Origin of the sequence: Caulobacter sp. RHG1, assembly GCF_013181195.1 — a bacterium.
Classification (GTDB): domain Bacteria; phylum Pseudomonadota; class Alphaproteobacteria; order Caulobacterales; family Caulobacteraceae; genus Caulobacter.
This window is the reverse complement of record NZ_SMZP01000002.1, coordinates 69,360-93,234: the sequence shown is the minus strand read 5'-3', so window position 1 is coordinate 93,234 and position 23,875 is coordinate 69,360. Positions and strand designations below refer to the sequence as shown.

The window sequence follows — 23,875 nt, the reverse complement described above, 5'->3', positions numbered from 1 at the left end:
CTCAGCGCCCGGAGCGAATCCGTTAGTCGGCCTGATTCATCACCGGCGTCAGCGCGATGACGATGTCGGAGTACTCGTCGGCGCGCGAAGCGCCAGAGACGTTCAGACGGGTATAGAGCCAGGTCGCACCGTGACGCGCATAGGCTTCCGACCAGCGGGCCTTGGAGTCGATCAGGTTGTTGGCTTCGCCCGCGTAGACCACGGTCCCCTTGGCGTCGACATAGACGTAGTTGCCGGCGATCGTGGTGTTGGGGTCACCGTTCTCGGCCAGCTTGTAGCGGTACACGGCGCCCGAGGCGCCCTTCAGTTCGATGTAAGGCTTCACGCTGTCCTCGCCATAAAAGCCACCCGGCGTAGGGCTTTGAATCAAAATGTTTATAGCGCGTGTGAGCAGCGAGGCCGCCTACGCAACCGCCTTACGCGCTGTCAGGAACTGAAGCGCGCCGTGGGCCAAATTATGGCTGGAGCACGCCTGACCTGGCCAGGAAGCGACGGGTCCGCTCCTCGCGCGGCGCGGCGAGCAACTGACCGGAAGGTCCTTGCTCCACGATCACCCCGCCGTCCATGAAAATCGTGCGATCGGCCACATCTCGCGCGAAGTCCATCTGGTGGGTGACGATGACCATGGTCCGCTTTTCGGCGGCCAGATCGCGGATCACGGCCAGGACCTCGCCCACCAGCTCAGGGTCTAGGGCCGAGGTCGGCTCGTCGAACAGAATGACTTCCGGATCCATGGCCAGAGCCCGGGCGATGGCGCAGCGCTGCTGCTGGCCGCCGGACAGGGCGGCTGGATAGGCGTCGGCGCGGCCGGAGAGTCCGACCTTTTCCAGCAGGGCTAGGCCGCGGGCGCGGGCATGGGCCGGGTCTTCCTTGCGGACGACGATCGGGCCCTCGATGACGTTCTCCAGCGCCGTGCGGTGCGGGAACAAGGCGAAGCTCTGGAAGACGAAGCCGACGCGGCCGTTGAGGGCCTTGGCCAGGGAAACCTTGTCGCCGGCGGTGACGCCCGCAATGGTCAGTTCGCCCGCATTGATGGGCTCGAGGCCCGCCAGGCAGCGCAGCAGGGTGCTCTTGCCCGAACCGCTGGGGCCGATGACGGCCACGACCTCGCCGGGCGAGACGGTCAGGTCGACCCCCGCCAGGACGGGGGTGTCGCCATAGCTCTTGCGGATGGCCTTGGCGTCGATCGCGCTCATCGGCGGCCCTCCGCAGCGCGGCGCTCGAGGCGGGCCTGCACAGTCGCCAACAGGGTCGACAGGATCCAGTAGATGGCCGCCGCGGCCAGATACATCGTGAAGATCTCGTAGGTGCGGGCGGTGATCAGCTGGGCCTGGCGAAACAGCTCGGGCACCTGGATGGTGGCCGCCAGGGAGGTGTCCTTGACCAGGCCGATGAAACTGTTGGACAGCGGGGCCACCGCCGTGCGGGCGGCCTGGGGCAGGATGACCCGGCGCAGGGTCTGGCCACGACTCATGCCCAGCACGCTGGCGGCCTCCCACTGGGCTTTGTCGACGGCGTCGATGGCGCTGCGCAGGATCTCGGACGAATAGGCGGCGACATTCAGCGAGAAGCCGATGCCGGCGGCGACCAGGGCTGGCATCTCCAGGCCGAACTGCGGCAGGCCGTAATAGATCAGGAACAGCTGCACCAGCAGCGGCGTGCCTCGGAAGGCCGAGATGTAGACAGCCGCCGGCCAGCGCAGCAGCGGCGTGCGCGACAGGCGCATCAAGGCGAGGCCAAAGCCGAGCGCCACCCCCACGCCCATGCCGATGACACTGAGCAGGATGGTGTAGCCGGCGCCTTTCAGCAGCAGCGGCGCCGATTGGCGCAGAAGGTCGAACCCGGTCTCCATGGAATCAGCGCGTGACGTCCATGCCGAACCAGGTCTGAGAGATCTGACCCAGCTGGCCGTCAGCGCGCAGCGCCTGGATGGCCTGATCGATGACGATCTTGAGGCCCGGATCCTTCTTCATGGCGACGCCCGCGCCTTGGGCGGCGAACGGCATGCCCAAGGCGACGTACTCCGGCGAGGTCTTGATGAAGTCGGCGGCCACCAGGCGATCGTTCAGCACCGCATCGATGCGACCGGCCTTCAGGTCCTGGTACTTGGTGGGGTCGTCGTCATAGGTGCGAACGTCGGCGGTCGGCACGTTGGCGCGGATCCACTGCTCGTAGTTGGTGCCCAGGCCGACGCCGACCTTCTTGCCGGCCAGCTCCTCAGGCTTTGTGGGACCCGCCTTGCCGCGCAGGCCGATGATCTGGATGCCCGAGATCGTATAGGGCTCGGAGAAGTCGTACTTGGCCTGGCGGTCGGGGGTAATGGTGATCTGGTTGATCACGACGTCGACCCGACCCGATTCTAAGGCGCCCAGCAGGCCGGCGAACGGCGCGGGGCGGAACTCGGGCTTCAGGTCCAGCTGCTTGGCCAGGGCCTTGGCGAAATCGACCTCGAAGCCGGCCAGCTGACCGTCCTTGTCCTGGAAGTTGAACGGCGGATAGGTGCCTTCCAGGCCGATGCGTAAAGCGCCTGACGCCTTGATGCGATCCCAGGCGCTGGCGCCCGCTTGCGGCTTCTTTCCGCAGGCGGCAAGCAGGGCGATGCCGAGACCGGAAATGACGGCGCGGCGGGCGGGGAATCGCATCGGGACGACCTTTGGGCGTAACAATTGTGTCCAGTTCTATACGGGCGGACGCGCTTCGCCAGTCCGAAGGTCGTTGTGAAGACCGTCAGGCGACCATGACTGCAATTTAAGCTGACGTCAGACGCGAATTCTGGTGGCACTCTCCTGCGCTATTCCTCTCGCCTGGAGACGACGGTGAAAGCCCTGGTTCTCTCGTTCGCCCTTTTGGCCGCGCCCCTGCCGACGCTTGCCCAAGCGCCCGCGCCCAAGTCCGCCGACGTCGTCGTCTTGGAGGCGCTGAACAGCGACTGGCTCACCGCCTATCGCACCCGCGACGTCGCGGCGCTGGACCGAGTGCTGGCCGACGACTTCGAGGGGATCTACCAGGGGGGGCGGATCATGAAGAAGGCCGATATTCTCGCATTGGCGACCAACACGACGCGGTCGTTCGACACCGTGACCTGGGAGGACGTCCGCATCGTCGTGAACGGCGACGTCGCCGTGCTGCGGGCCCGGGCGAAGATGAGCGGCAAGTCGGCCGACGGGCCGTTCTCCAGCATCAACGACTTCGCCGACGTCTACGTCCGGCGTGGCGGGAGCTGGAAGGCGATCTCGGCGCACGTGGTGCGTGTCGCCGAGTAGGGCGATCAGCGTTTGCGCACGAATACCGTGCCGGCCGAATAGCCGGCGCCGAAGCTGCAGATCAGGCCCGTATCGCCAACCGCGAAGTCGTCATTGGCGGTGTGGAAGGCGATGATCGAGCCGGCCGAACTGGTGTTGGCGTACTCATCCAGAATGATGACATTCTCGCCCGGAGCGGGATCGCGGCCCAGCACTTTACGGCCGATCATCTCGTTCATGTTGATATTGGCCTGGTGTAGCCACAGGCGCTTGAGCGCATGCGGATCGACGCCGATGTCCTTGGCGTGCTCGACGATCATCTCGCTGACCATCGGCACCACCTCGCGGAACACCTTGCGGCCTTCCTGAACGAACAGCTTGTCGCGCGCGCCTTCGCCTTCCGGCGCGGCGCGGTTGAGGAAGCCGAAATTGTTGCGGATGTTGTTGGAGAACACCGTCTTCAGGCGCGTGCCCAGGATTTCCCAGCCGCCCGTCGCCAAGTCGGCGTCCTCGACGATCACTGCGGTGGCGACGTCGCCGAAGATGAAGTGGCTGTCGCGATCCTTGAAGTTCAGGTGGCCCGAGCAGATTTCCGGGTTGACCATCAGCACCGCCTTGGCGCTGCCGGTGGTGATGAAGTCGGCGGCGGTCTTGATGCCGAAAGTGGCCGACGAGCAGGCGACGTTCATGTCGAAGGCGAAGCCGTCTATGCCCAGGGCCTGCTGCACCTCGATGGCCATGGCCGGGTAGGGGCGCTGCATGTTCGAGGCCGCGCAGATCACCGCGCCGATCTCGCTGACCGACTTGCCCCATCGCGCTATGGCGTCCTTGGCGGCCTCGACGGCCATTTCGGCCAGGATCGACAGCTCGTCGTTGCTGCGCTCCGGCAGGTTGGGCCGCATGACCTCGGGGTCGATGATGCCGTCCTTGTTCATCACGAAGCGCGACTTGATGCCCGAGGCTTTCTCGATGAACTCAGGCGAGGAGGGGGCCAGGGCGACCACGTCGCCGGCCGCGATGGCGTCTGCGTTGGCGGCGTTGAACCGCTCGACGAAGGTGTTGAAGGCCTCGACCAGCTCGGTGTTCGAAATGCTGTGGGGCGGGGTGTAGAGGCCGGTGGCGGCGATGACGGCTTGCGGCAAGACGACTGTCCCGATGATGCGCGCGAACCTCATCCGCTACGAGGGCGAGTCCGCGTTCTGACGCTTGTTTGAAGTCGTAGATAGCATGGATGACGCCGCCGTCATCACCGTGACATTTCGGTCACGACACGGATGCGCCGCAAACCCGGCCGTGAACCGCCCCATACCCGCCGCGTTATCCGAATAGCCCTAGGCTGGCTGAGGGAGCTGAAGACTACGTATAGAATTGGAGTACAAGAATGAAAACTCTCATCGCCACTACTCTGGTCGCCGGTTCGGTTCTCGCGGCTCCGATGTTCGCACAGGCTCAGAATTCCACCGAGGTCTATGGTTCAGTGAACTATGGTCAAACTCGGACCAAGGGTGTTGATACCGGCGCTATTCAGGGGCGCATGGGCGCCAAGTTTACGCCTAATTTTGGCGTCGAGGCCGAAGTAGCCGGCGGCGTCGATGGCGACAAGACCTATGCGCCGGGCGCCGCGAAGGTGAAAATGGAGCATCAGGTCGCTGCTTATGCGGTCGGCTATCTGCCCGTGACGCCCAATGTCGACCTGATCGGCCGCGTCGGTTACGGCACGACCAAGTTCAGCACCAACAACCCCGCCGCCACCCAGTTCGACGGCAACCGCGACAGCTGGAACTATGGCGTCGGCGCCGAGTACAAGCTGGATGACAAGAACGGCATCCGCGCCGACTATACCCGCTCGGACTACACCAAGAGCGACTTGAACTCCGACACCATGTCGGTGGGCTACGTCCGTCGCTTCTAGTCCGACGCTTCAACGAGACATGACGAACGGCGCGCTCCTCGCGGGGCGCGCCGTTTCCGTTTGCGTCAGGCTTGACGGCCGCGCGCGAGGCGTCAATCTAAACAGCAATAAGTTATGGGAGGGCGCGTCGGTCTTGGACAAGGCGCTGTTGTTGCAGTTGGGCGGCTCGGTAGCCGCCGTGGCTTTGCTTGTGGCGTTCGCAGCGTGGTTGGGGGTGGCGCGGTCGACGCCGCCGCTGGACGCCGAGTCGGCCAAGGCGCTGCTCTTTCTGGAATTTCCCGAACACAGGCCGGACGCGGTCTGGATCGCTGCCGACGGCGCGGCGCTCATCGCCCGCGAAGGCGCTCAGGCGCTCGTGCTGTACCGCCGCGGCGACGGCTATGTAGCTCGCGACCTGCCGTGGAGCGTGGTCGCGGCTCTCAAGCCCAGCGGCGGTCGCCTGAAGCTGCGCCTGTCCGACGCCCGCCCGATCTTCGCCGTCGAGACTGACGCCTGGCCGCCGAAGGAGCTCGCCTGATGCTGAAAGCCCCCTTCGACCCCGTCCAGCTGGCCATTCCGTTCTTCGTGCTGGCCATCATCCTGGAGATCCTGCTGGGGCGCTTCGGCAAGGCCAAGGCGAACTACGAGACCCGCGATACGGCCATGTCGCTGTCCATGGGCGTCGGCAGCACCGTGGCGGGCCTGTTCTTCGGCGGGGTGATCTTCGCGACGACGGTGTGGGTCTATCAGCACCGGCTGTTCACGATCCCGATGACGGCGATCTGGGCCTGGGTGGCGGTCTTCCTGCTGGAGGACCTGACCTACTACTGGTTCCACCGCTTGGCGCACGAACGCCGCTTCTGGTGGGCCAGCCACGTGAACCACCACACCTCGACCCACTACAACCTGTCGACCGCTCTGCGTCAGACCTGGACCGGCGGTGTCGCCGGCACGTGGCTCTTGTGGCTGCCGCTGTCGTTCCTGGGCTTTCCGCCTGCCATGGTGGCGATCCAGAAGGGGATCAGCCTCGTCTACCAGTTCTGGATCCATACCGAGGCGATCAAGCGCATGCCCCGCTGGTTCGAGGCGGTGTTCAACACGCCCTCGCATCACCGCGTGCACCACGCCCGCAACGCCCGGTATCTGGACGCCAACTACGCCGGCATTCTGATCATCTGGGACAGGATGTTCGGCACCTTCATCCCCGAGGTCGACGAAGAGCCCTGCCGCTACGGCACGGTTAAGAACCTCGGCAATTTCAATCTCTTCCACAATGTCTTCCACGAGTGGATCGGCATCGGCAAGGACGTGGCCGGCAGCAAGTCGCCGCGTGAGGCCCTGGGCTACATGTTCGGCCCGCCCGGCTGGAGCCCCGACGGCTCGCGCGACACCTCCCACACGCTGAAGGCCAAATGGCGGGCGCGGGTGGAGGCGGAGAAGCCGTCGCGCTAGAAGGGCGTCATGTCAGCTGCTGAACGCTCTGCGCCCCGGTTCAAGGGCCGCGCCTATGCCGCCTTCCTGTTCGACATGGACGGAACCCTGCTCGATTCCTCGATCGTGGTGGAGCGTACCTGGCGCGCCTGGGCCGCGCGGCACCGTGTGGATGTCGAAGCCTTGCTGGCGGTCTCTCACGGCGTGCAGTGCGGCGACATCATGCGCCGGTTCGCCGCCCCGGATGTCGACATCGTCGAGGAGGCCCGCCGGTTTCATGAGGCCGAACTGGCCGACACGGAGGGGGTGGTCGCGATCGCCGGCATCGAGGCTCTGCTTGCCGAGCTGGATCCGGATGCGTGGGCGATCGTCACGTCCGCGCCGCTCGAGCTGGCCAAGATGCGACTGCGCGCCGCCGGCTTGCCGGTCCCTAAGATCCTGGTCACGGCCGAGGACGTGCGGCGCGGCAAGCCCGATCCCGAAGGCTTCCTGAAAGCGGCGCGGCGGCTGGGCGCGCCGATCGCCGAATGTCTGGTGTTCGAGGATTCACCTGCGGGCGTCGCGGCCGGCAAGGCCGCCGGCGCGCATGTGGCGATCGTCGGCGATCTGGTTCCGGCCAGCGAGGGAACCTACGCGATCACCGACTACCGCTGAGCGGTCAGGCGCACAGGTCCGACCATTTCTGGTTCACGGCGTCGGTGCCGTCGGCCTCTTCAACGGTCAGCTCGCCCTCGGAGAACACATAGCGCTCGGGTCCGTCGAACATGTCCTGCTGCTCGACGATGTCGACCTGGCCGCAAACCGAGGGGATTTCGCCGTCCCAATGGACGGAGGCGTTTCCGAAGTTCAGCTGGGCCTCGGGAAAGCGGTTCTCGATGGCGATCTTGGCGCCGGCGACCTGCAGGGGATCGTCCCGGGTCTGGCCGGTCAGTTCGGCGCGCGAGTCCTGCACCACATAGAGGCTGAGGCCAACGCCGATCGCCGCCAGCATAAGGGCGACGACGCCGCCCACGATGATCGTTTTCTTGTTCTTCGGCATCATGCGGCGAGCTTAGGGCCAACCTCGCGTCAGCTTCAATCCCGGAGCAGCGGCAGCGAAAGGCCCGTGGCCTGGCGCGTGGCCAGCATCTCACGGCGGAAGCGGAACAGCTCGGCGGGCCTGCCGCCGGTCTCGGCGTCCATGCGGCCCAGGCCTTCGACCAGTTCCTCGCGCTCGACCACGCGGCGGAAGTTCTGCTTGTGCAGCGGCACGCCGGCAATGGCCTCGACGGTGCGCTGCAGGGTCGAGAGGGTGAATTCCTCGGGGGTTAGCTCGAACACCACGGGGCGGTACTTGATCTTACCGCGCAGGCGCGACAGGCCAGTGGCCAGGATCCGCCGGTGGTCGGAGATCATCGGTTCGCCCAGCGCCGCCGACAAGGCTGCTGGTTCGGCCGGGTCCTGACCGGCCGCGCGGGCCTGATCGCGCGCCGCCTCAGGGGCCAGGCCCGCCTCGTAGAGCAGCTCGTAGCGCTCCATCACGCGCTCTTCGTTCCAGGGCGCGCCGTCCAGGGCGAAAGCCAGGCGCGCGCGCGACCACTTGGCCGCGTCGTCGCCGGCCCAGCGGCGCAGGGCCGGGGCGATGGCCTCGTCCAGCAGGGCTGGGCGGCCGGCGCGCCAGTCCTCCCACGGGAAGAACCGCGTCCAGGGGGCCCAGGCGGTGTCAGGGGCGTCGGTGTCGACGGCCTTGGGCGTCAGGCCCAGATAGCCGACCGAGACCACGCGCGCCGCGCCGGCCCCGACCTCGGCGCGGGGGGCGTCGCGGCCCTTGTCGCCGAAGGTGTAGAGCTGCTCGACATAGCCGAGCTGGAAGCGGGTCTGCTGGGCCACGAAGGCGCGCAGGCCCAGCTCGAAGGTGCGGTGCGCTTCGGGATCGAACGGGCCGAATGGCAACCCGGAAAGCGAGGAGGCGACGTCGGTGATCGCATCGTGCGGCCGTACGGTCAGGACAACGGCTTCGCCGTCGCGGATCGCGACGACCACCGCCGAAAGGCCGATGACGACCGAAGCGGTCATTCTGTTTCGAACGCCGCGCCTGGCGCGGACTCGAAACCCGCCGCCCGCGACAGCACATGGAAGCGCTGGACGTAGCGGGCCTGGGCCTCGAACGGCGGCAGGGGATTGATCGTCAGGTCGTAACCGGCCGGCGGCGCGCCGAAGATCTGCAGCGACTCGCCATGCTCGAAACCCGCCAGCTGGGTGGCCTCGAAGAAGGCGCAGGCGCGGTCGGCCTGCTTGATCAGCTTCTTGATGGGGGCGGGGGTCTTCACCGGCAGGCCGAAACGGATGTGGATGGCGTCCTCGAGACGGGCCTCGAAGTCCTTGTAACTGACGCCCAGCGCCGCCTTGAACGGGCTGATCATGTCGCCGATCACATATTCGCTGGCGTCGTGCAGCAGCGCGGCCAGGCGCCACTTAGGCTCCAGGTCCGGCTTGATGTGCGCGGCGATCTCCTCGACGACCATGCTGTGCTGGGCGACGGAAAAGCCATGATCTCCAACGGTTTGACCGTTCCAACGCGCAACACGGGCCAGGCCGTGGGCGATGTCCTCGATCTCGATGTCCATCGGCGACGGGTCGAGCAAGTCGAGCCGTCGTCCGGAGAGCATTCTTTGCCAAGCGCGGGGCGGTGCGCCCCTATGCAGCCCTTTGGCCACGAGATCGTTCCTCACGGTGAAGGTGTTGACTGCCTACCGTGTTGACTGGCGCATCGATTGAGAAAGATCAATGAGCCGGTCGCCGTCATCTGTGGAAATACCCTTGAAGGGAGTTCGATCATGACTTGGGCGAGAATTATGGTTCCGCTGGCCGGAACCCCGAACGACCAGAGCGTCCTGACCGCCGCCGCCGTTCTGGCGGGCGCTTTCCAGGCCGAGCTGGCTTGCGTGCATGCGCCTGCCGACATGGCCGACCTTATGCCCTGGATGGGCGAGGGTTTCATGGGCGGCGTGCAGGTCACGGCCTTGGAAAGCCTGAAGGAGGCCGCTCACGAGGGCGCGCGCGCCGTCGGCAAGCTGGCGGCCGAAACCGGTTACAACCGCACGCGCGTCGTCACGCTGGAGTCGCCCGTGTGGGCGGGTCTGGCCATGGAAGGCCGCCTTTCGGACGTCATCGTCTTCGACGACGCATCGGCGCGCGGCAAGGGGCCTCTGGCCGAAGCCTTCCAGCAACTGGTCGCCGACGAACAGCGCCCGACCCTGGTGGCCCGTTCGGGCTTCAGGACCGATGGCGTGGCGCTGGTGGCCTGGGACGGCGGCAAGGAAGCCAGCCGCGCCCTGCGGACGGCTCTGCCGCTGCTGCAGAAGGCGGGTTCGGTGATCGTGGCCGGCGCCCCCGGCGCCTCGTCGCGGGCCTTCGAGCTGGAAAGGCTGGTCGAGTTCCTGGCCGCCCGCGGCGTCAAGGCCACGACCCGGGTGCTGGACGGTAGTGGCGACGCCGCCGGCCTGCTGCTTGGCGCTGCGCGTGACACGGGTGCGAACCTGCTGGTCGCCGGTGCGTTCGGACATCCCAGGCTTCAGGAGTTCATCTTCGGGGGCACCACCCGCAGCTTGCTGAACAGCGACGGTCCCTCGCTGTTCCTGTCGCACTAAGTCTCAGAACAACAATCAAGAAAGGGAGACGACCGCATGTCTCTTTCGCGCATCGTCATGCGCCTGGCGCGCAATCCGGGCACCGAGTTCTCCGGCGGCGACGACCATCGCGGTTACGCCCTGACCGCGCCGCTGACCGAGGACGGCCATATCGACGAAGCCGCCTACGCCAAGGTGAAGGGATCGTGCAGCGTCCGCCGCTTCGCGCCCGACGAGGACGCGGTCGATGGTCGCCTGAACAAGAAGGGTGCGCGCTGGTTCTTCGACTATGACGACGAGGACGTCGCCGACGACGAACCGCTGCACCGCCTGGGCGAGCACCGCTTCGCCCTGGGCGAATACGTCACCGTCACCGACGAGGACGGCCGCCCGCTGACCTACAAGGTCATGCAGGTCGAGCCGGTCCAGTAAGATCTGTCATCCCGGCCAAGCGTAGCACGCCGAGCCGGGACCGCCGGAAGCGTCGAGTTTCCCGCGGTCCCGGGTCTTCGCTGCGCTTCGTCCGGGATGACAGCTTCTACGGTCAGCCCCCGACGTTATGGCGGACCAGGGCCTTCATGTCCTTGAACAGGTCGTGGTCGTCGGTGTCGCGGGTCTTGGCCTTGACGACGGCGACGGCCAGCGGGCCGCCCTTGGGGCCTCGGGCTTCGTAGCCGGCCAGACGGTAGCCCTTCGGCGCCTTGTCGTTGGCCAGGATCAGGGTCGAACGGATCACGTCGCCGCCCTTGCGAGTGCGGATTTCCGCGCCGTGATCGTTGGCCTTGATGGTCACATCGCCTTCGTGCTCGTCATTGGCCGAGACGTTGACCTGGGCGTTGTCGCCCCGGACGTTGGTGTTCTTGTTGACCTTCACCTCGGCCGCGCCGCCGTCGCTGTTGATCGTCAGCTGGCCGATGCGGATGTCGGCGCCGTCATTGCTGGCGTTGATGTTGACGCCTGGCAGATTGATGCTGGTCTGGTTTTTGCCGCCCTTGGCCGCCCGGGGCTTTTCCGCGCCAGGGGGCAGGGGCATGACAGCCTTCAGTTCGGTCTCGATCGGCGCCAGGGCGGCGTCGGCGTCGGCGCCTTGCAGCTTGACCAGACGCAGGTCGACCGTGGCTTCGGTGGTTTCGTAGGTGCAGGACTGGCCGTCCGGTGCGGCGCTGACGCGTGTCAGCTTGCCTTGGCGCTCGGGGCAGTCCAGGCGGTCGATCACGTGAACCGGCTGGCGACGACCGGGCTTGGCGTCTGCCGAGCGCTCGTTCGAGGTCTCGTGACGCTGGCAGCCGGCCAGAGCCGCCGCGCAGGCGCCGATCACCAGAAGCCTGGCCAGTCGCTTGTGATGACGCATGGGATTCCCCCGAATTTCCCGAAAACTGGGCGGGAAAGTGGGCGCGCCCGCCAGGCGCGTCCAGTGAAATCCAGGTAACGCCTGTTCGAGACGGCGCTATTGGCCGGGACGAGCGCCCGAGCCCTCGCGGCGGGCCAGGAAGGCCAGGCGCTCGAACAGATGCACGTCTTGCTCGTTCTTCAGCAGGGCGCCATGCAGCGGCGGGATCAGCTTGGTCGGATCCTTCTCGCGCAGAACCGTGTCGTCGATGTCCTCGACCAGCAGCAGCTTCAGCCAGTCCAGCAGCTCGGAGGTCGACGGCTTCTTCTTCAGGCCCGGCACCTTGCGCATGTCGTAGAAGATGCGCAGCGCCTCGGCGACCAGCTTCTGCTTGATGCCCGGGAAGTGGACGTCGACGATGGCCTGCATCGTCGCTTCCTCGGGGAAGCGGATGTAGTGGAAGAAGCAGCGGCGCAGGAAGGCGTCCGGCAGCTCCTTCTCGTTGTTCGAGGTGATGATGATGATTGGCCGGACCTTGGCCTTGATCGTCTCATTGGTCTCGTAGACGTAGAACTCGTTGCGATCCAGTTCCTGCAGCAGGTCGTTGGGGAACTCGATGTCGGCCTTGTCGATCTCGTCGATCAGCAGCACGGGGCGGACCGGGGCCTCGAAGGCCTCCCAGAGCTTGCCCTTCTTGATGTAGTTCTTGACGTCCTTGACCCGCTCGTCGCCCAGCTGGCTGTCACGCAGGCGGGTGACGGCGTCGTACTCGTAGAGGCCCTGCTGGGCCTTGGTCGTCGACTTGATGTGCCAGGTGATCAGCGGCGCGCCCATCGCCTTGGCGACCTCGTAGGCCAGGACGGTCTTGCCCGTGCCGGGCTCGCCCTTGATCAACAGGGGACGCTCCAGGGCTACGGAGGCGTTGACCGCGACCTTGAGGTCGTCGGTGGCCACGTAATCGGAAGTGCCTTCGAAGCGCTGGCTCATGCCCATCTCCGCCGGATCTCAGTCCGGTTCGAACAAGTGTTCAAAACGAACTGATCAAACTACCCAGGCGCACGCGCTTGGCAAGTGCGGCGATGAAACCGCTAGGCGGGAAGTGCGTAGCCCTTGGCGCGAAGACGTTGCGCCATCGCCTCGCGCTGGCCTTCCCAGTCGCGCGCCAGCAGGCCCAGGCCGACGACGTCGACCGGTTGGCCGTGCTTGACGACGTGATCGCGGAGCAGGGCCTCACGCTGGAAGCCGAACGTCTCGTGCAGCTTCCAGACCGCCTCGTTGGACAGCAGAACCTCGCACCACAGCTTGTTGAGACCGAGAACCGTGAAGACGTGCTCGATGGCCCAGAATTCGACATACGATCCGACGCCCAGCCCGCGCACCTTGGGGCTGGCCAGGTAGTAGGCCCAGGCGCAGCGGCGATGAACCTCATCGATGTCGGCCAGATTGATCAGGCCCGCCGGCTCGTCATCGACCTGGATGATCCAGTAGCGACGATCGTGGCGCTTGGAGAGCGTGTCGAACCACCGATCATGTTCCTCGCGCCCGATGGGGTGGTCGGAATACATGTAGGCGGCGACCTCGGGGCTGTTGCGCCAGGCCAGCAGACGCTCGCGGTCGTCCTCGGCGACATCCCGCATCTCGACGGTCGTGCTCATCCTCGAGGGTCTCCGCCCAGCGTCATCAGGTCCGGCCGCGTGGCGACGAAAGCCCGGACGTCGTCCGAAGTGAAGTCGGGGCGGGCAGGGTAGAGGGCGTCGTAGACGGCGCGGACGAACTCCAGGTCGTCGGGCCTGTCGACGGTCCAGCGCAGGTCTCCTTCCGGGCGGTCCTGAGTCAGTGTGGCCAGGCGATAGCGTTCGGCATGGCGATAGAGGAAGGGTGTGACGTGCTCGCGGTCGTAGGCGTCGGCGGTCTCCGCGTGCGCTTGGCGTAGCGCGTCCGTTCGGAAAACCTCGACGTCCAATCCCTTGGGAAAGGTGCGGGTGTCGCCGCCGCTGGTGACGTAGTCGGCCCCGGTGTGCTGGAAGCGCGCGATGGTGGCGTCTATCACGTCCGGATCGGCCAAGGGGCAGTCTGCGGTCAGGCGGATCGCCGCGGTCTGGTCGCCGGCCACGTCCAGCGCCAGGATGAAGCGCGACAGCACGTCGTCCAGGTCGCCGCGAACGACCTCGACCTCGGCCGCCGTCAGGGCTTGAACCAGCGGATCGTCGTCTGCGCGGGTCGAGGTCGCGACGATCAGGCGGGAAACATGCCGGGCCCGGCGCACTCTTTCGATCTGCCGCAGGATCATCGGCGCGCCGGCCACGTCCGCCAGCACCTTGCCGGGCAGGCGGCTTGAGGACATCCGGGCCTGCAGGATGGCCAGGACCATCGCTCAGCCCGCGATCTTGGCTGACAGGGCGGCGGCGACCTCTTCCATCACCGGCTCCCAGTCGCTGAAGTCAGCGGGCGAGAAGACCCGCGCCTGAGGGTACCAGGGGTAGCGGTCGGTGCCGAGCTTGGTCCAGGCCTTCGGGGCTGACATCATCCAGATCGGCGCGCCGACAGCGCCGGCCAGGTTGATGGTGGCGTTCGAGAAGCCGATCACCAGATCGACCGCGGCGCACAGGGCCGCCACGTCGTCCAGATCCTTCTTCAGGTCGATGCCCGGCGGCTGCCAGATCTCGACGCCGAACGTGTCCTTGGCGTAGGCGATCTCCTCGTCGCAGTCGCCGTACTGCAGGTTGACGAAGACCGCGCCCGGTGTCTGCAGCACCGCGCGCCAGGACTCGAACGGCGAAAACTGCCGGCCGCGCTCGGCGTTCAGCTTCAGGCTTTTCCACAGCAGGCCGACCTTCGGCGCCGGGCCAAGCTTGGCCAGTTCGGCCTTCCAATGGGCGACGCGGTCGGGATCCGGCGTCAGATAGCGATCGCGCTGCGGGAAGGCTTCGGCCGAACCGCGCAGGCTCGGCAGGAAATCGCCGATCGCGGCCCAGTAGTCGAAGCGGTCCCAGTTCTCGATATCGGGCGCGGCGCGATAGGTGCGGCCCTCATAGGCCACCGTGCGGTGGGCGGTGACCTCGACGCCCGGGAACGAGCGTTGGAACAGCGGGATCAGGCGTCGCTCGACGGCCAACGACAGCGCCCCGTCCGGACCCAGGCGCTCCAGGATGTCGGGCAGCATGCCGGCGAACATCACCTCGTCGCCCAGACCCTGTTCGGTCGAGATCATCAGGGTCTTGCCCGTCAGGTCCTGGTTCGACCAGCGGGCGCCGGGAATGTTGAAGCGCGGGGCGTCGGTCATGGCCGGCGAGAACCGCGCTTCATAGGCTTCCCAGCCTTCGGCGATGCGGCCCAGGCCCAGCAGGATGGTGGCGCGGGCGAACTGCATCATCGCCACATCCTCGGGCGAATCGGGGGTGTTGATCGCCGCATCGCAATCGACCAGGGCCGCCTCGATCTGGCCCAGGTCCAGCTTGGCGAAGGCGCGGTTGTGATAGGCCTTGCTGAGGTCGGGGCGCAGGCGCAGGGCCTCGTCGAAGAACACCAGGGACCCGCCGGCGTCGCCGATGTTGCACAGCACGGTGCCCAGGGTGTTCCACAGCAGAGCGGCCGTGGGGTGGGCGCCGATCGCGGCCTTCAGCACCTCGATGGCTTCGCCTTCGCGGTTCAATTCGCGCAGGGCGCAGGCCAGGTTGTTGGCGCCCTCGACGTCATCGGGCTTGGCCAGGCGGTAGTGGGCGAAGAACTGCGCGGCGATCTCGGGCATGTTCATGCGGAAAGCCAGGCGGCCCAGGTCGCCGGCCACTGATCCGTGATCGGCCAGCAGTTTCAGCGCCGCCTCATAGGCCCGTAGCGACGAAGCAAAATCGCCTTGTTTTTCGCGCGCGATGCCCAGGATGTGCCAGGCCAGCCCGAATTGCTCGTCCTTCTGCAGCAGGGCCAGCGCCAGCTTGTCGGCCTTGGCGTAGTCGCGCAGGTGGATGGCCTGGATGGCGCGGGTGACGGCCTTGCCGTGCTCGTTGTTCTTGAGCTGCTGGGCCGCGCGCTTGAGGCGTTCGACCGCTTCCCGGGAGGCCGAATCGCCGACCGCGCCGGCGATGACGCCGCTCTGGATCCCTGCGGCGCCGAGGTCGGCCTGGGCCAGGGCGCTGGCGGACAATTCCAGGGCGCGTTTACGGGACATGGCGGCGGGCCTTACACTTTGCTGTTAACCATGTTGTGACGCGCTATGTTTAATTGAGTCCTAAGCTGCGGCTCACGGTCGCAAGGGCGGCAAGACGGCGTTAACTCATGTTCGCCTAGCTTGCCGTTCAAGCCGTCGTCATGACGGGACCGGGCTTGTGCGGCGTAACGAAGGAGCGGCCTTAAGTGCCTTTGAAGCTGTCGCTGAAGCCCGGCGAAAAATTCGTTCTCAACGGCGCCGTGGTCCAGAATGGAGACCGGCGCGGTGTTCTGGTGCTCCAGAACAAGGCGTCCGTCCTTCGGGAAAAGGACATCTTGCAGCCGGACCAGGTCACGACGCCCGCGCGTCGGATCTATTTCCCGGTGATGATGATGTACCTTGACGAGCCGGCCGCGGAGAAGTTCTACGAGGAATTCGCGACGCGCCTTAACGATTTTATGGGTGTTGTGCGCAATCCTGTGGTTCTCCAGGACTGCATCGCCATTTCGAAGCACGTGATGGCGCGTGAGTATTACAAGGCTCTGATGTTGAGCCGTAGGTTGATTGAATACGAAGACGAGAGGTTGGGGCATGTCTCTTCGGGCGTATCAGCAGGCGGCGACGCGGGCTGAGAATCCCCGTGAAATGGAGTACCGCCTGTTCGGTCAGGTGACGCGCGCCCTCATGGATGCGTCACAGACCCCGGCGGACGACATTGCGACGCGGATCGATGCATTGGATTGGAATCGCAAGGTCTGGTCGACCTTGGCGACCGATTGCTCGCAGCCGGAAAACCAGCTGCCGATGGAAATGCGCGCCAGCATCATTTCGCTGAGCCTCTGGGTCGGTCGTCACTCCAGCGCGGTCATGCGCAAGGAGGAGGATTTCGAGCCTCTCATCGAGATCAATCGCATGATCATGCAGGGGCTGGCGGCCCGCGCCGACGCGGCGTGATTCTGTCGCCCCGGCAAGACTGAAGGTCTTGCCTACCTCTTCCGGAAAAACCTGCCGCCCGGCGAATGTTGCATTCGCCGGGCGGTTTCGTTTTGGGCGCTGGCCTGATAAAAATCTATATAATTCAATGTGATGAGCATTGGCTCCGGGCGTGGCCAAACTGGCCCGAGGCTTGCGATGGTTCACGCGGGCAAAACGCTCGCCCGGCACTACGCCGGATAAATCCCACCAAAACGGTAGGTGCCAAATGCTGAACTCGATCAACACGAACCCGGGCGCTCTCATCGCGCTCCAAAATCTGAACGCAACTAACACGGAGCTCGCCACCACCCAGGGCCGGATTAACACCGGCAAGAAGGTTGCTACCGCCAAGGACAACGGTGCGATCTGGTCGATTGCCAAGATGCAGAGCGCCAACTCGGCTTCGCTGAACTCCGTGAAGGATTCCCTCCAACGCGGTCAGTCGACGATCGATGTGGCGCTGGCAGCTGGCGACACGATCACCGATCTGCTCACGAAGATGAAGGAAAAGGCTCTGGCCGCTTCCGACACCTCGCTGAACACCGCTTCGTTCAATGCGCTCAAGTCGGACTTCGACTCTCTCCGCGAGCAAATCAAGAAAGCCGCGGAAAATGCGAAGTTCAACGGCGTGAGCTTGTCGGACGGCTCGACCACGAAGCTGGCCTTCCTGTCCAACTCGGACGGGGACAACTTCACGGTCAACGCTCAGACCCTGGCCCTCGCGGGCATTGGTCTGTCGGACGCCGACACGCTGACGGATGCGACCCAGGCCAAGACCATGATCACGACGGTCGCCACGGCGTTGCAATCTGCAACGAACAAGCTGGCCTCGCTTGGTACGGCCTCGACCGGTCTGGATATGCACCTGACCTTCGTCGGCAAGCTGCAAGACAGCTTGGACACCGGCGTGGGCAACATGGTCGATGCGGATCTGGCGAAGGAAAGCGCCAAACTCCAGTCGCTGCAGACGAAGCAGCAGCTCGGTGTTCAGGCCCTTTCGATCGCCAATCAAGCACCGCAGTCGATCATGTCGCTGTTCAGGGGCTGAGCCCGATACGCCGGACGACTCCTTCGGGGTCGTCCGGCGGCCTCTTTCTGCTGGGTGCGCAACAAGTGCCCGGCAATAATTGCCCACGTCGAAAGCCTCCCGGCAAAATCTGCCGGGAGGCTTCGTCGTTCTGGCGGGTAAAAACTCAATAAAATCAGCAAATCGGACAGATTGTCGCGGCTCGGCAAAATTGGCCCGGCAATTGCTACAGACCTTTTCGAGCAAAATGCTCCCGGCAGCCAAAATGGCGTCGGATACCTTGAAAAGGAACCTACTCGTATGCCGCTGAACAGCATCAATACGAACGCCGGCGCTCTGGTCGCCCTGCAAAACCTGAACTCGACCAACTCGGAACTGTCCACCGTCCAACAGCGCATCAACACCGGCAAGAAGGTCGGTAATGCCAAGGACAACGGCGCCATCTGGGCCATCGCCAAAAATCAATCGGCCGCCAGCCAGTCGCTGAACTCGGTGAAGGACTCGCTGCAACGCGGCCAGTCGACCATCGACGTCGCTCTGGCCTCGGGCGACACCGTGATCGACCTGCTCGGCAAGATGAAGGAAAAGGCCCTGGCCGCTTCCGACACCTCGCTGAACACCGCGTCGTTCAACGCCCTGCAGTCCGACTTCCATTCGCTGCGCGACCAGATCATCAAGGCCGTCGACAATTCGAAGTTCAACGGCATCTCGATCGCCAACGGCAGCACCACGAAGCTGACCTTCCTGGCCAACGCCGAAGGCGACAGCTTCACGGTCAACGCCCAGACGATCGCGCTGGCCGCCATCGGTCTGAGCAACGCCGAAACCTTCACGGACGCCGCCGGCGCCAAGACCGCGATCACCAAGGTCGCTAACGCCCTGCAATCGGCCAGCAACAAGCTGGCTTCGCTGGGCACCAGCTCGGCCGGCCTGGACGCCCACCTGACCTTCGTCGGCAAGCTGCAAGACAGCCTGGACGCGGGCGTCGGCAACCTGGTGGACGCCGACCTGGCCAAGGAAAGCGCCAAGCTGCAGTCGCTGCAAACCAAGCAACAGCTTGGCGTGCAGGCGCTGTCGATCGCCAATCAGTCCACGTCTTCGATCCTGAGCCTGTTCCGCTAAGGAATAGAGTGGGGCGGGCCGTCCGCGGTCCGCCCCCGCTTTTCCGACGGAAACCAGGACAGGGAGCAAACAAACGGAAAAACCAGGAGGTCGGCCCGCAAAAGCCGGCAGTGAAGGATGGAACCCAAAACCGCTCTTGCGGCCCTTCATAACGAGTTCGTCGCGCCAAGTGCGACGCCTGTGCGCGCCCCGGAACCCTCCGAGGGCGCTAAAGTCGTTCCGGCCCAGGCCGAGCCGGCGCCGCCCGTCGACAACGGTCCGCTGCCGAGCGACCTGCGTCTGGTGATCGAGCAGGACGGCGACTCGGGTGAATACATCTACAAGACCGTGGATCGCCGCACCGGCGAGACGCTCAACCAGTATCCGCGCGAGCAGATCCTGAAGCTGCGTCTGGCCGAGGCCTACCACTCTGGTGACGTGTTCGACGGCAAGGCCTAGTTCGGCGAGCCCTTCTGAGCGCTGCGTTTCCGGCGTTCTAGGGGAGGGTGCGACGGCGGGCCGCAGGGGTAAATGGATATGGTTTATATCTGTTAACCATAATCTTACTTTCTGAACCCAATCTCGGCGGCGAACAGATCGCTCGCCGAATCGCGAGCGGTCGCAACCAACGGCAAAATCGCCGATCGGAGGCCGCGCATGACGCTGAGCGTCAACACGAACCAGCCCGCGCTGATCGCGCTGCAGAACCTGAACCGCACCAACGAGTCGATGCAGTCGACCCAGACCCGCATCAACACGGGCGAGTCGATCTCGACGGCCAAGGACAATGCGGCGATCTGGTCGATCGCTCAGGACCAGCGCGCCGACATGAGCGCGCTCGGCGCAGTCAAGATGAGCCTGGATCGCGCGACGTCGATCGCCGACGTGGCCCTGGCTGGCGGCGAGTCGGTCTCGGATCTGCTCAAGCTGATGCGCGAGAAGGTGGTCGCGGCCAAGGACACCTCGCTGTCCAGCACCTCGCTGCAATCGCTGAACGCCGACTTCCAGGGGCTTCTGAAGAACCTCGGTCAGGTGGTGACGTCGGCGGTGTTCGACGGCGCGAACCTGCTGGATGGCAGCCAGGCTGCCGACATGACCTTCCTGGCCGACGCTGACGCCGCCCAGGCCATCACCCTGACCCTGCAGAACCTGACGCTGGGCGGTCCGATCAACTCGCTGCAGGTCGGCGACGACATCCTGACGCCGGCCAACGCTACGGCTGTCCTGGCGCGCCTGGACGACACGATGAAGGCGGTGAACCAGGCCGTCGGCAATATCGGCACCCAGGCCAAGCAGATCGAGGCGCATAACACCTTCGTGGGCCGGCTGACTGACGTGCTGGAGACGGGCGTCGGCAATCTGGTGGACGCGGACCTCGCCAAGGAAAGCGCGCGCCTGCAGGCTCTGCAGGTGAAGCAGCAGCTGGGCGCGCAGGCCCTGTCGATCGCCAACAGCGCGCCGCAGATCATTCTGTCGCTGTTCAAGGGCTAAAGCTAGGTTAGCTCGCCCCGGCGGGCTAAGCTTACGCAACGCCAACCGAGGATTCGGCGACGAGCATGATCGAGCTGCGCGACTTGCGGGACGAGGACGAAGGCGTTCTTTTTCAGTGGCGTTCCGAACCCGAGGTCGACCGCTGGATGTCGGACGCCGAGCTGCCCAGCCATGCGGCTCACGCCGCTTGGTTTCAGGCCTTGCGGACCGATCCCAACATGCGCGGCTGGATGATCACCCGCGCCGGCGCGCCTATGGGCCTTCTGACCCTGACCGGGCTCAAGAGCCATCATCGGCGCGCCAGCTGGCACTGGTTCCTGGGGTCGGCCGAGGCGCGGGGCAGGGGCGTGGGACGCGCCGCCCAGGTGCTGGGTCTGGATCGCGCCTTCGGCGAGCTGGGTCTGCACAAGGTGTTCGCCGAGGTCATGGCCGACAATGACGCCGCTCTGAAGGCGCAGTCGTCCGCGGGCTTCCGCCGTGAGGGGTATCTGCGCGGCCACGTGCTCAAGGGCGGCCAGCCGCGCGACGTCGTGCTGCTGGGCATCCTGGCCGACGAGTGGGCCGAGCTGCGCGAAGATGCGCGCCGCGCGCTTTCGGACGCCAATCTCATCGCTGCCTAACGTCGTTTAACGCCAAGTCTTAACGAGTCGTCAGCGATCCTCAGGCAAAGGTACCAGCGGGGAACTTCGGGTTCCGCACGGGACAGGTCGTGATCAGCTTAGATTCCAGTCTTTTGCTCGGCTACTACCAGGCCCGCGCGGGCGTGGGCGCCGCTGCGTCTGGAGCAGCTGCCGTCTCGAGCTCGAAGTCCAAGGCCGTGGTGCCGTCCGCGCCGTGGCTCAGCGCCGCCACGCCCGAGCCCAGTGAGCTGGTTCGCACGGCCCTGGCGGGTCGCAAGTTCGTCGATGAAGACGCCAACAGCTCCAGCCTCAAGGGCGTCAGCGCCGACTACAAGAAGCTGTTCGCCACCTATCAGGCGCTGAACACTCTGTCGGCCGTCGCGGCGCGCGCCGCGGAGAAGGGCGTCACCGAAAGCGAGATCTCGCGCCTGCAGAAGGCGTTGATGAAGGGGCTGACCGAGGTCGGCGCCTACGTCCAGAACATGTCGCTGGATCAGGGGCGTCTGACGACCGGCTCGGTCGCGACCTCGAGCAAGAGCACCGTGGGTGTTCCCAAGGCGACCTACACATACGTCACCGACACCATCCATAGCGGCCAGATGGACGAGGAAGTCGCCAAGTTCAAAGGCGACGTCTCGTTCACCGTCGCCGTGAAGAGCTTCGGCGAGACCACGAACCTCAAGATGGACCTGTCCGAAATGGGCGCGACGCCCCGGACCATGTCCAACGTCGTCAGCTTCATGAACGACAAGCTGAAGGACGCCGGCTTCCGCACGACCTTCGCCCTGCAACGCACGCCGGGCGCGGAGCGCACGGTCCAGGTGGCGGGCAAGCCCGTGACCCTGCCGGCCACGGGCGATGACTTCGCGCTGCGCGTCAATGGCGACTCGGCCGAGGAGCTGACCTTCACCGCGCCGACCACGGCGCCGGCGGTCTACGTCACCACCAAGGCCGGCGACCCGGATCCTGACAAGAACGCGCTGACCGATGACGGCGTTTTCGAAACGACCCTGACCAAGTACAGCGCGGCCGGGACCGGCGGTGGCGTCAATGCCGGCGCGCCCGGCGGCAAGGTGTTCTCCGAGACGCTGCAAGGCACGATCTCGACTGTCCGCAAGTCGATCACCGGCCCGGACGGCTCGGTCTACATGCTGGCCGACGTCGGCACGGAGGTCGACGGCAAGGTCGATATCAACGGCCAGCCGATCAAGGGCGAGAGCGATGTCGCCCTGCTGAAGTACGACAGCGCCGGCCATCTGCTCTATGCGCGCAGCCTGGGTGCGACCGACCAGGCCAGCGGCCTGTCGCTGGCGGTGGCCGACGACGGCAGCGTCGCGGTGGCCGGCTCGGTCAGCGGCCGTCTGGCCGGGGCCGTCAACGGTCCTATCAACAACGGCGACACCTCGACCCTGACCGACAGCTTCGTCACCCGCTACGCCGCCAATGGCGATGAGCAGTGGACGGTGCGTCGCGGCGGCCTGCAGGAGGACGAGGCCACCGCCCTGGCCTTCGGCTCGGACGGCGTTCTGTATGTCGGCGGCCGTAGCAAGTCGGACCTGCCCAACTCGGTGGGAACCGACCCCAGCGGCGGCTGGGACGCCTATCTGACGGCCTTCGCCGCCGATTCCAGCGGCCAGCCCAAGGCGCTGTTCACCCAGAAGTTCGGCACCACCGAGAACGACTCCGTCACCGACATCGTCGTCAACGGCTCGCAGGTGATCGTCGGCTCCAAGGAAAACGGCTCGGCCAAGCTGCGCAGCTTCGATGTCGCGCCGGGCGTGGTGACCGAAAACGTCACCCAGCTGAACCAGTACGGCGCCTACGAGACCGTGCCGGTGACCTATACCAAGACCGCCACGGCCACCGCGGGCGCGACGCGCGACCTCGGCTCGCTGAAGGGCGGTGAGCTGGTCGGTCTGAAGATCGATGGCGGCCAGCTCTATGTCGGCGGCTATACCTCCAACGGCGCGCTGTCGATCGGCGGGACCAAGGCTGCGGCTTCGGGCGGCTCGGACGCCTTCGTCGGCCGCGTGGCGCTGAATCTGTCGGACACCAGCGCCGACGCCCTGACCTATTATGGCGGCTCCGGCGACGACACCGTCACCGGCATGGCCGTCGTCAATGGCCAAGCCTATCTGGTCGGTTCCGCCGGCGCCAACCTGGACGGGCAGACCACGGTCGGGACCAAGGACGGCTACGTCGCCCAGATCGACGTCGGCACGGGCAGTGTCGCCTGGAGCCAGCGCCTGACCGGCAAGGACGGTTATGCGACCCCCAGCACCGTGGCGGTGTCGGGCGGCGGCGCGTCCAGCCTGGACCTCTTTGGCCTGCCCAGCGGCAAGATGGACTTCACCCAGTCCGACCGCCTCGTCTCGGCGACCACGGCCCGGGCGGGCGACACCTTCCAGATCCGCACCCGCGAGCGCGGCAACCTGACCACGATCACCATCGAGGCCAAGGACACGCTGGAGACCCTGGCCGACAAGATCAAGAAAGCCTCGGGCTATCGCGCCAAGGTCGAGGTCGCCAGCAATGGCAACAGCCGCGTGCTGAAGATCAGCCCGGCCTCGAACACCTCGACCATCGAGATCGTCGCCGGCAAGGGTGGCACCGACGTCCTGGAATCGCTGGGCCTGGCGGGCGGCGTCGTGCGCGCCACCAAGACCGACGGCGGCAAGACCGTCTCGGCCAATGGCGGCGGACCGGTCTACGGCCTGCAGCTGTCGCCGGAGTTGGACCTGACCTCGGAAGCAGGACGCAAGAACGCCACCATGGTGCTGACCCGCGCCATGTCCTCGGTCCGCACCGCCTATCGCGAGATCGCCGACACGGCGATGGGGGTCAAGCCCGCCAGCCAGACGTCGGGCAAGACCGATGGCACGGTGCCGAAATATCTGACCGCTCAGATCTCCAACTACCAGGCCGCGCTCAACCGCCTGACCGGCGGTTGACGGACCAATATGCCGGTTGACGCCGGATAAGGCGCGCAATGCGCCGCGTCGCGCTTGAAAGCGT

The 23,875-nt window shown here is 65.7% G+C and carries 27 protein-coding genes and 1 pseudogene; 15 read left to right on the top strand and 13 right to left on the bottom strand.

Annotation, left to right across the window (positions count from 1 at the left end; genetic code table 11):
• Window positions 1–22 precede the first annotated feature (22 nt).
• The 4 genes from E1H18_RS04380 to tcyJ all read right to left on the bottom strand — a co-directional run bounded on the left by E1H18_RS04380 (window position 23) and on the right by tcyJ (window position 2,642).
• Entirely contained in the window at window positions 23–325 is a 303-nt protein-coding gene (locus E1H18_RS04380) for a hypothetical protein (protein WP_172264089.1), read from the bottom strand.
• Window positions 326–455: 130 nt separating this feature from the next.
• Window positions 456–1,196 carry an amino acid ABC transporter ATP-binding protein gene (locus tag E1H18_RS04375; RefSeq protein ID WP_172264087.1) on the bottom strand — a complete coding sequence of 247 codons (741 nt, stop codon included), beginning with the start codon at window positions 1,194–1,196 and terminating at the stop codon, window positions 456–458.
• Window positions 1,193–1,852, bottom strand: a complete 660-nt coding sequence (gene tcyL, locus E1H18_RS04370) for a cystine ABC transporter permease (RefSeq protein ID WP_172264085.1) — start codon at window positions 1,850–1,852, stop codon at window positions 1,193–1,195. The genes E1H18_RS04375 and tcyL overlap by 4 nt, the downstream gene beginning before the upstream one ends.
• 4 nt (window positions 1,853–1,856) lie before the next feature.
• Entirely contained in the window at window positions 1,857–2,642 is a 786-nt protein-coding gene (gene tcyJ / locus E1H18_RS04365; protein ID WP_172264083.1) for a cystine ABC transporter substrate-binding protein, read from the bottom strand.
• Window positions 2,643–2,816: 174 nt separating this feature from the next.
• On the opposite strand from tcyJ, the gene E1H18_RS04360 reads away from it, so the two are divergent.
• Entirely contained in the window at window positions 2,817–3,263 is a 447-nt protein-coding gene (locus E1H18_RS04360) for a nuclear transport factor 2 family protein (protein WP_172264081.1), read from the top strand.
• A gap of 5 nt (window positions 3,264–3,268) precedes the next feature.
• Here E1H18_RS04360 and E1H18_RS04355 read toward each other — a convergent pair whose 3' ends face one another.
• Window positions 3,269–4,384, bottom strand: coding sequence for a beta-ketoacyl-ACP synthase III (locus tag E1H18_RS04355; protein ID WP_172264079.1), 1,116 nt, complete (start codon window positions 4,382–4,384; stop codon window positions 3,269–3,271).
• 239 nt (window positions 4,385–4,623) lie between these two features.
• Between E1H18_RS04355 and E1H18_RS04350 the strand changes: the two genes are divergently transcribed.
• The 4 genes from E1H18_RS04350 to E1H18_RS04335 all read left to right on the top strand — a co-directional run bounded on the left by E1H18_RS04350 (window position 4,624) and on the right by E1H18_RS04335 (window position 7,218).
• The gene (locus tag E1H18_RS04350; RefSeq protein ID WP_172264077.1) at window positions 4,624–5,154 is read left to right on the top strand and encodes a porin family protein; all 531 of its coding nucleotides are present in this window, start codon (window positions 4,624–4,626) and stop codon (window positions 5,152–5,154) included.
• Window positions 5,155–5,287: 133 nt separating this feature from the next.
• Window positions 5,288–5,671 carry a hypothetical protein gene (locus tag E1H18_RS04345; RefSeq protein ID WP_172264075.1) on the top strand — a complete coding sequence of 128 codons (384 nt, stop codon included), beginning with the start codon at window positions 5,288–5,290 and terminating at the stop codon, window positions 5,669–5,671.
• The gene (locus E1H18_RS04340) at window positions 5,671–6,585 is read left to right on the top strand and encodes a sterol desaturase family protein (protein WP_172264072.1); all 915 of its coding nucleotides are present in this window, start codon (window positions 5,671–5,673) and stop codon (window positions 6,583–6,585) included. The genes E1H18_RS04345 and E1H18_RS04340 overlap by 1 nt, the downstream gene beginning before the upstream one ends.
• A gap of 9 nt (window positions 6,586–6,594) precedes the next feature.
• Complete coding sequence (locus tag E1H18_RS04335) at window positions 6,595–7,218, top strand: HAD-IA family hydrolase (protein WP_172264070.1); 624 nt, start codon at window positions 6,595–6,597, stop codon at window positions 7,216–7,218.
• Between the two features lie 4 nt (window positions 7,219–7,222).
• On the opposite strand, the gene E1H18_RS04330 is transcribed toward E1H18_RS04335, so the two are convergent.
• The 3 genes and pseudogenes from E1H18_RS04330 to E1H18_RS04320 form a co-directional block, all read right to left on the bottom strand.
• Window positions 7,223–7,606, bottom strand: coding sequence for a hypothetical protein (locus E1H18_RS04330; RefSeq protein ID WP_172264068.1), 384 nt, complete (start codon window positions 7,604–7,606; stop codon window positions 7,223–7,225).
• A 32-nt stretch (window positions 7,607–7,638) separates the two neighbouring features.
• Window positions 7,639–8,677, bottom strand: a pseudogene (locus tag E1H18_RS04325) (NAD regulator).
• Window positions 8,616–9,260 carry an HD family hydrolase gene (locus E1H18_RS04320; protein ID WP_172264064.1) on the bottom strand — a complete coding sequence of 215 codons (645 nt, stop codon included), beginning with the start codon at window positions 9,258–9,260 and terminating at the stop codon, window positions 8,616–8,618. Before E1H18_RS04320 ends, E1H18_RS04325 begins: the two are co-directional and overlap by 62 nt.
• Before the next feature lie 120 nt (window positions 9,261–9,380).
• Here E1H18_RS04320 and E1H18_RS04315 point away from each other — a divergent pair, with 120 nt between their 5' ends.
• Both E1H18_RS04315 and E1H18_RS04310 read left to right on the top strand, forming a co-directional pair.
• Complete coding sequence (locus E1H18_RS04315; protein ID WP_172264062.1) at window positions 9,381–10,193, top strand: universal stress protein; 813 nt, start codon at window positions 9,381–9,383, stop codon at window positions 10,191–10,193.
• A 36-nt stretch (window positions 10,194–10,229) separates the two neighbouring features.
• Window positions 10,230–10,604: a hypothetical protein gene (locus E1H18_RS04310; protein ID WP_172264060.1), complete on the top strand. Its 375-nt coding sequence runs from the start codon at window positions 10,230–10,232 to the stop codon at window positions 10,602–10,604.
• 112 nt (window positions 10,605–10,716) lie between these two features.
• On the opposite strand, the gene E1H18_RS04305 is transcribed toward E1H18_RS04310, so the two are convergent.
• The 5 genes from E1H18_RS04305 to E1H18_RS04285 form a co-directional block, all read right to left on the bottom strand.
• Window positions 10,717–11,523 carry a hypothetical protein gene (locus tag E1H18_RS04305; RefSeq protein WP_172264058.1) on the bottom strand — a complete coding sequence of 269 codons (807 nt, stop codon included), beginning with the start codon at window positions 11,521–11,523 and terminating at the stop codon, window positions 10,717–10,719.
• A gap of 96 nt (window positions 11,524–11,619) precedes the next feature.
• Window positions 11,620–12,489, bottom strand: a complete 870-nt coding sequence (locus E1H18_RS04300) for a MoxR family ATPase (protein WP_172264056.1) — start codon at window positions 12,487–12,489, stop codon at window positions 11,620–11,622.
• Window positions 12,490–12,590: 101 nt separating this feature from the next.
• The gene (gene pseH, locus E1H18_RS04295; RefSeq protein ID WP_172264054.1) at window positions 12,591–13,157 is read right to left on the bottom strand and encodes a UDP-4-amino-4,6-dideoxy-N-acetyl-beta-L-altrosamine N-acetyltransferase; all 567 of its coding nucleotides are present in this window, start codon (window positions 13,155–13,157) and stop codon (window positions 12,591–12,593) included.
• Window positions 13,154–13,873: a cytidylyltransferase domain-containing protein gene (locus tag E1H18_RS04290; RefSeq protein ID WP_172264052.1), complete on the bottom strand. Its 720-nt coding sequence runs from the start codon at window positions 13,871–13,873 to the stop codon at window positions 13,154–13,156. The genes pseH (E1H18_RS04295) and E1H18_RS04290 overlap by 4 nt, the downstream gene beginning before the upstream one ends.
• A 3-nt stretch (window positions 13,874–13,876) precedes the next feature.
• Entirely contained in the window at window positions 13,877–15,667 is a 1,791-nt protein-coding gene (locus tag E1H18_RS04285) for a flagellar protein FlbA (protein ID WP_172264050.1), read from the bottom strand.
• A 185-nt stretch (window positions 15,668–15,852) separates the two neighbouring features.
• On the opposite strand from E1H18_RS04285, the gene flbT reads away from it, so the two are divergent.
• The 8 genes from flbT (at window position 15,853) to E1H18_RS04245 (ending at window position 23,811) form a co-directional block, all read left to right on the top strand.
• On the top strand, window positions 15,853–16,278 hold the full coding sequence (flbT, locus tag E1H18_RS04280) for a flagellar biosynthesis repressor FlbT (protein ID WP_172264048.1): 426 nt from the start codon (window positions 15,853–15,855) through the stop codon (window positions 16,276–16,278).
• Entirely contained in the window at window positions 16,238–16,600 is a 363-nt protein-coding gene (gene flaF / locus E1H18_RS04275; protein ID WP_172264046.1) for a flagellar biosynthesis regulator FlaF, read from the top strand. Before flbT ends, flaF begins: the two co-directional genes overlap by 41 nt.
• A gap of 247 nt (window positions 16,601–16,847) precedes the next feature.
• Entirely contained in the window at window positions 16,848–17,669 is an 822-nt protein-coding gene (locus E1H18_RS04270) for a flagellin (RefSeq protein ID WP_172264044.1), read from the top strand.
• 279 nt (window positions 17,670–17,948) lie between these two features.
• A complete protein-coding gene (locus tag E1H18_RS04265; RefSeq protein ID WP_172264042.1) occupies window positions 17,949–18,770 on the top strand; it encodes a flagellin in 822 nt (273 codons plus the stop codon).
• Between the two features lie 180 nt (window positions 18,771–18,950).
• Window positions 18,951–19,208 carry a hypothetical protein gene (locus tag E1H18_RS04260; RefSeq protein WP_370526418.1) on the top strand — a complete coding sequence of 86 codons (258 nt, stop codon included), beginning with the start codon at window positions 18,951–18,953 and terminating at the stop codon, window positions 19,206–19,208.
• Window positions 19,209–19,406: 198 nt separating this feature from the next.
• A complete protein-coding gene (locus E1H18_RS04255; RefSeq protein WP_172264038.1) occupies window positions 19,407–20,240 on the top strand; it encodes a flagellin in 834 nt (277 codons plus the stop codon).
• 65 nt (window positions 20,241–20,305) lie between these two features.
• Window positions 20,306–20,860 carry a UDP-4-amino-4,6-dideoxy-N-acetyl-beta-L-altrosamine N-acetyltransferase gene (pseH, locus tag E1H18_RS04250; RefSeq protein WP_172264036.1) on the top strand — a complete coding sequence of 185 codons (555 nt, stop codon included), beginning with the start codon at window positions 20,306–20,308 and terminating at the stop codon, window positions 20,858–20,860.
• Between the two features lie 89 nt (window positions 20,861–20,949).
• On the top strand, window positions 20,950–23,811 hold the full coding sequence (locus E1H18_RS04245; RefSeq protein ID WP_172264034.1) for a hypothetical protein: 2,862 nt from the start codon (window positions 20,950–20,952) through the stop codon (window positions 23,809–23,811).
• The last annotated feature ends 64 nt before the right edge of the window (window positions 23,812–23,875 follow it).

Bases quoted from the DNA above. Each gene is read 5' to 3' on its own strand.
- E1H18_RS04375 (WP_172264087.1), bottom strand. From the start codon at position 1,196: ATGAGCGCGATCGACGCCAAGGCCATCCGCAAGAGCTATGGCGACACC.
- tcyL (WP_172264085.1), bottom strand. From the start codon at position 1,852: ATGGAGACCGGGTTCGACCTTCTGCGCCAATCGGCGCCGCTGCTGCTG.
- tcyJ (WP_172264083.1), bottom strand. From the start codon at position 2,642: ATGCGATTCCCCGCCCGCCGCGCCGTCATTTCCGGTCTCGGCATCGCC.
- E1H18_RS04350 (WP_172264077.1), top strand. From the start codon at position 4,624: ATGAAAACTCTCATCGCCACTACTCTGGTCGCCGGTTCGGTTCTCGCG.
- E1H18_RS04340 (WP_172264072.1), top strand. From the start codon at position 5,671: ATGCTGAAAGCCCCCTTCGACCCCGTCCAGCTGGCCATTCCGTTCTTC.
- E1H18_RS04335 (WP_172264070.1), top strand. From the start codon at position 6,595: ATGTCAGCTGCTGAACGCTCTGCGCCCCGGTTCAAGGGCCGCGCCTAT.
- E1H18_RS04330 (WP_172264068.1), bottom strand. From the start codon at position 7,606: ATGATGCCGAAGAACAAGAAAACGATCATCGTGGGCGGCGTCGTCGCC.
- E1H18_RS04315 (WP_172264062.1), top strand. From the start codon at position 9,381: ATGACTTGGGCGAGAATTATGGTTCCGCTGGCCGGAACCCCGAACGAC.
- E1H18_RS04310 (WP_172264060.1), top strand. From the start codon at position 10,230: ATGTCTCTTTCGCGCATCGTCATGCGCCTGGCGCGCAATCCGGGCACC.
- E1H18_RS04305 (WP_172264058.1), bottom strand. From the start codon at position 11,523: ATGCGTCATCACAAGCGACTGGCCAGGCTTCTGGTGATCGGCGCCTGC.
- E1H18_RS04300 (WP_172264056.1), bottom strand. From the start codon at position 12,489: ATGAGCCAGCGCTTCGAAGGCACTTCCGATTACGTGGCCACCGACGAC.
- pseH (WP_172264054.1), bottom strand. From the start codon at position 13,157: ATGAGCACGACCGTCGAGATGCGGGATGTCGCCGAGGACGACCGCGAG.
- E1H18_RS04290 (WP_172264052.1), bottom strand. From the start codon at position 13,873: ATGGTCCTGGCCATCCTGCAGGCCCGGATGTCCTCAAGCCGCCTGCCC.
- E1H18_RS04285 (WP_172264050.1), bottom strand. From the start codon at position 15,667: ATGTCCCGTAAACGCGCCCTGGAATTGTCCGCCAGCGCCCTGGCCCAG.
- flaF (WP_172264046.1), top strand. From the start codon at position 16,238: ATGTCTCTTCGGGCGTATCAGCAGGCGGCGACGCGGGCTGAGAATCCC.
- E1H18_RS04270 (WP_172264044.1), top strand. From the start codon at position 16,848: ATGCTGAACTCGATCAACACGAACCCGGGCGCTCTCATCGCGCTCCAA.
- E1H18_RS04265 (WP_172264042.1), top strand. From the start codon at position 17,949: ATGCCGCTGAACAGCATCAATACGAACGCCGGCGCTCTGGTCGCCCTG.
- E1H18_RS04255 (WP_172264038.1), top strand. From the start codon at position 19,407: ATGACGCTGAGCGTCAACACGAACCAGCCCGCGCTGATCGCGCTGCAG.
- pseH (WP_172264036.1), top strand. From the start codon at position 20,306: ATGATCGAGCTGCGCGACTTGCGGGACGAGGACGAAGGCGTTCTTTTT.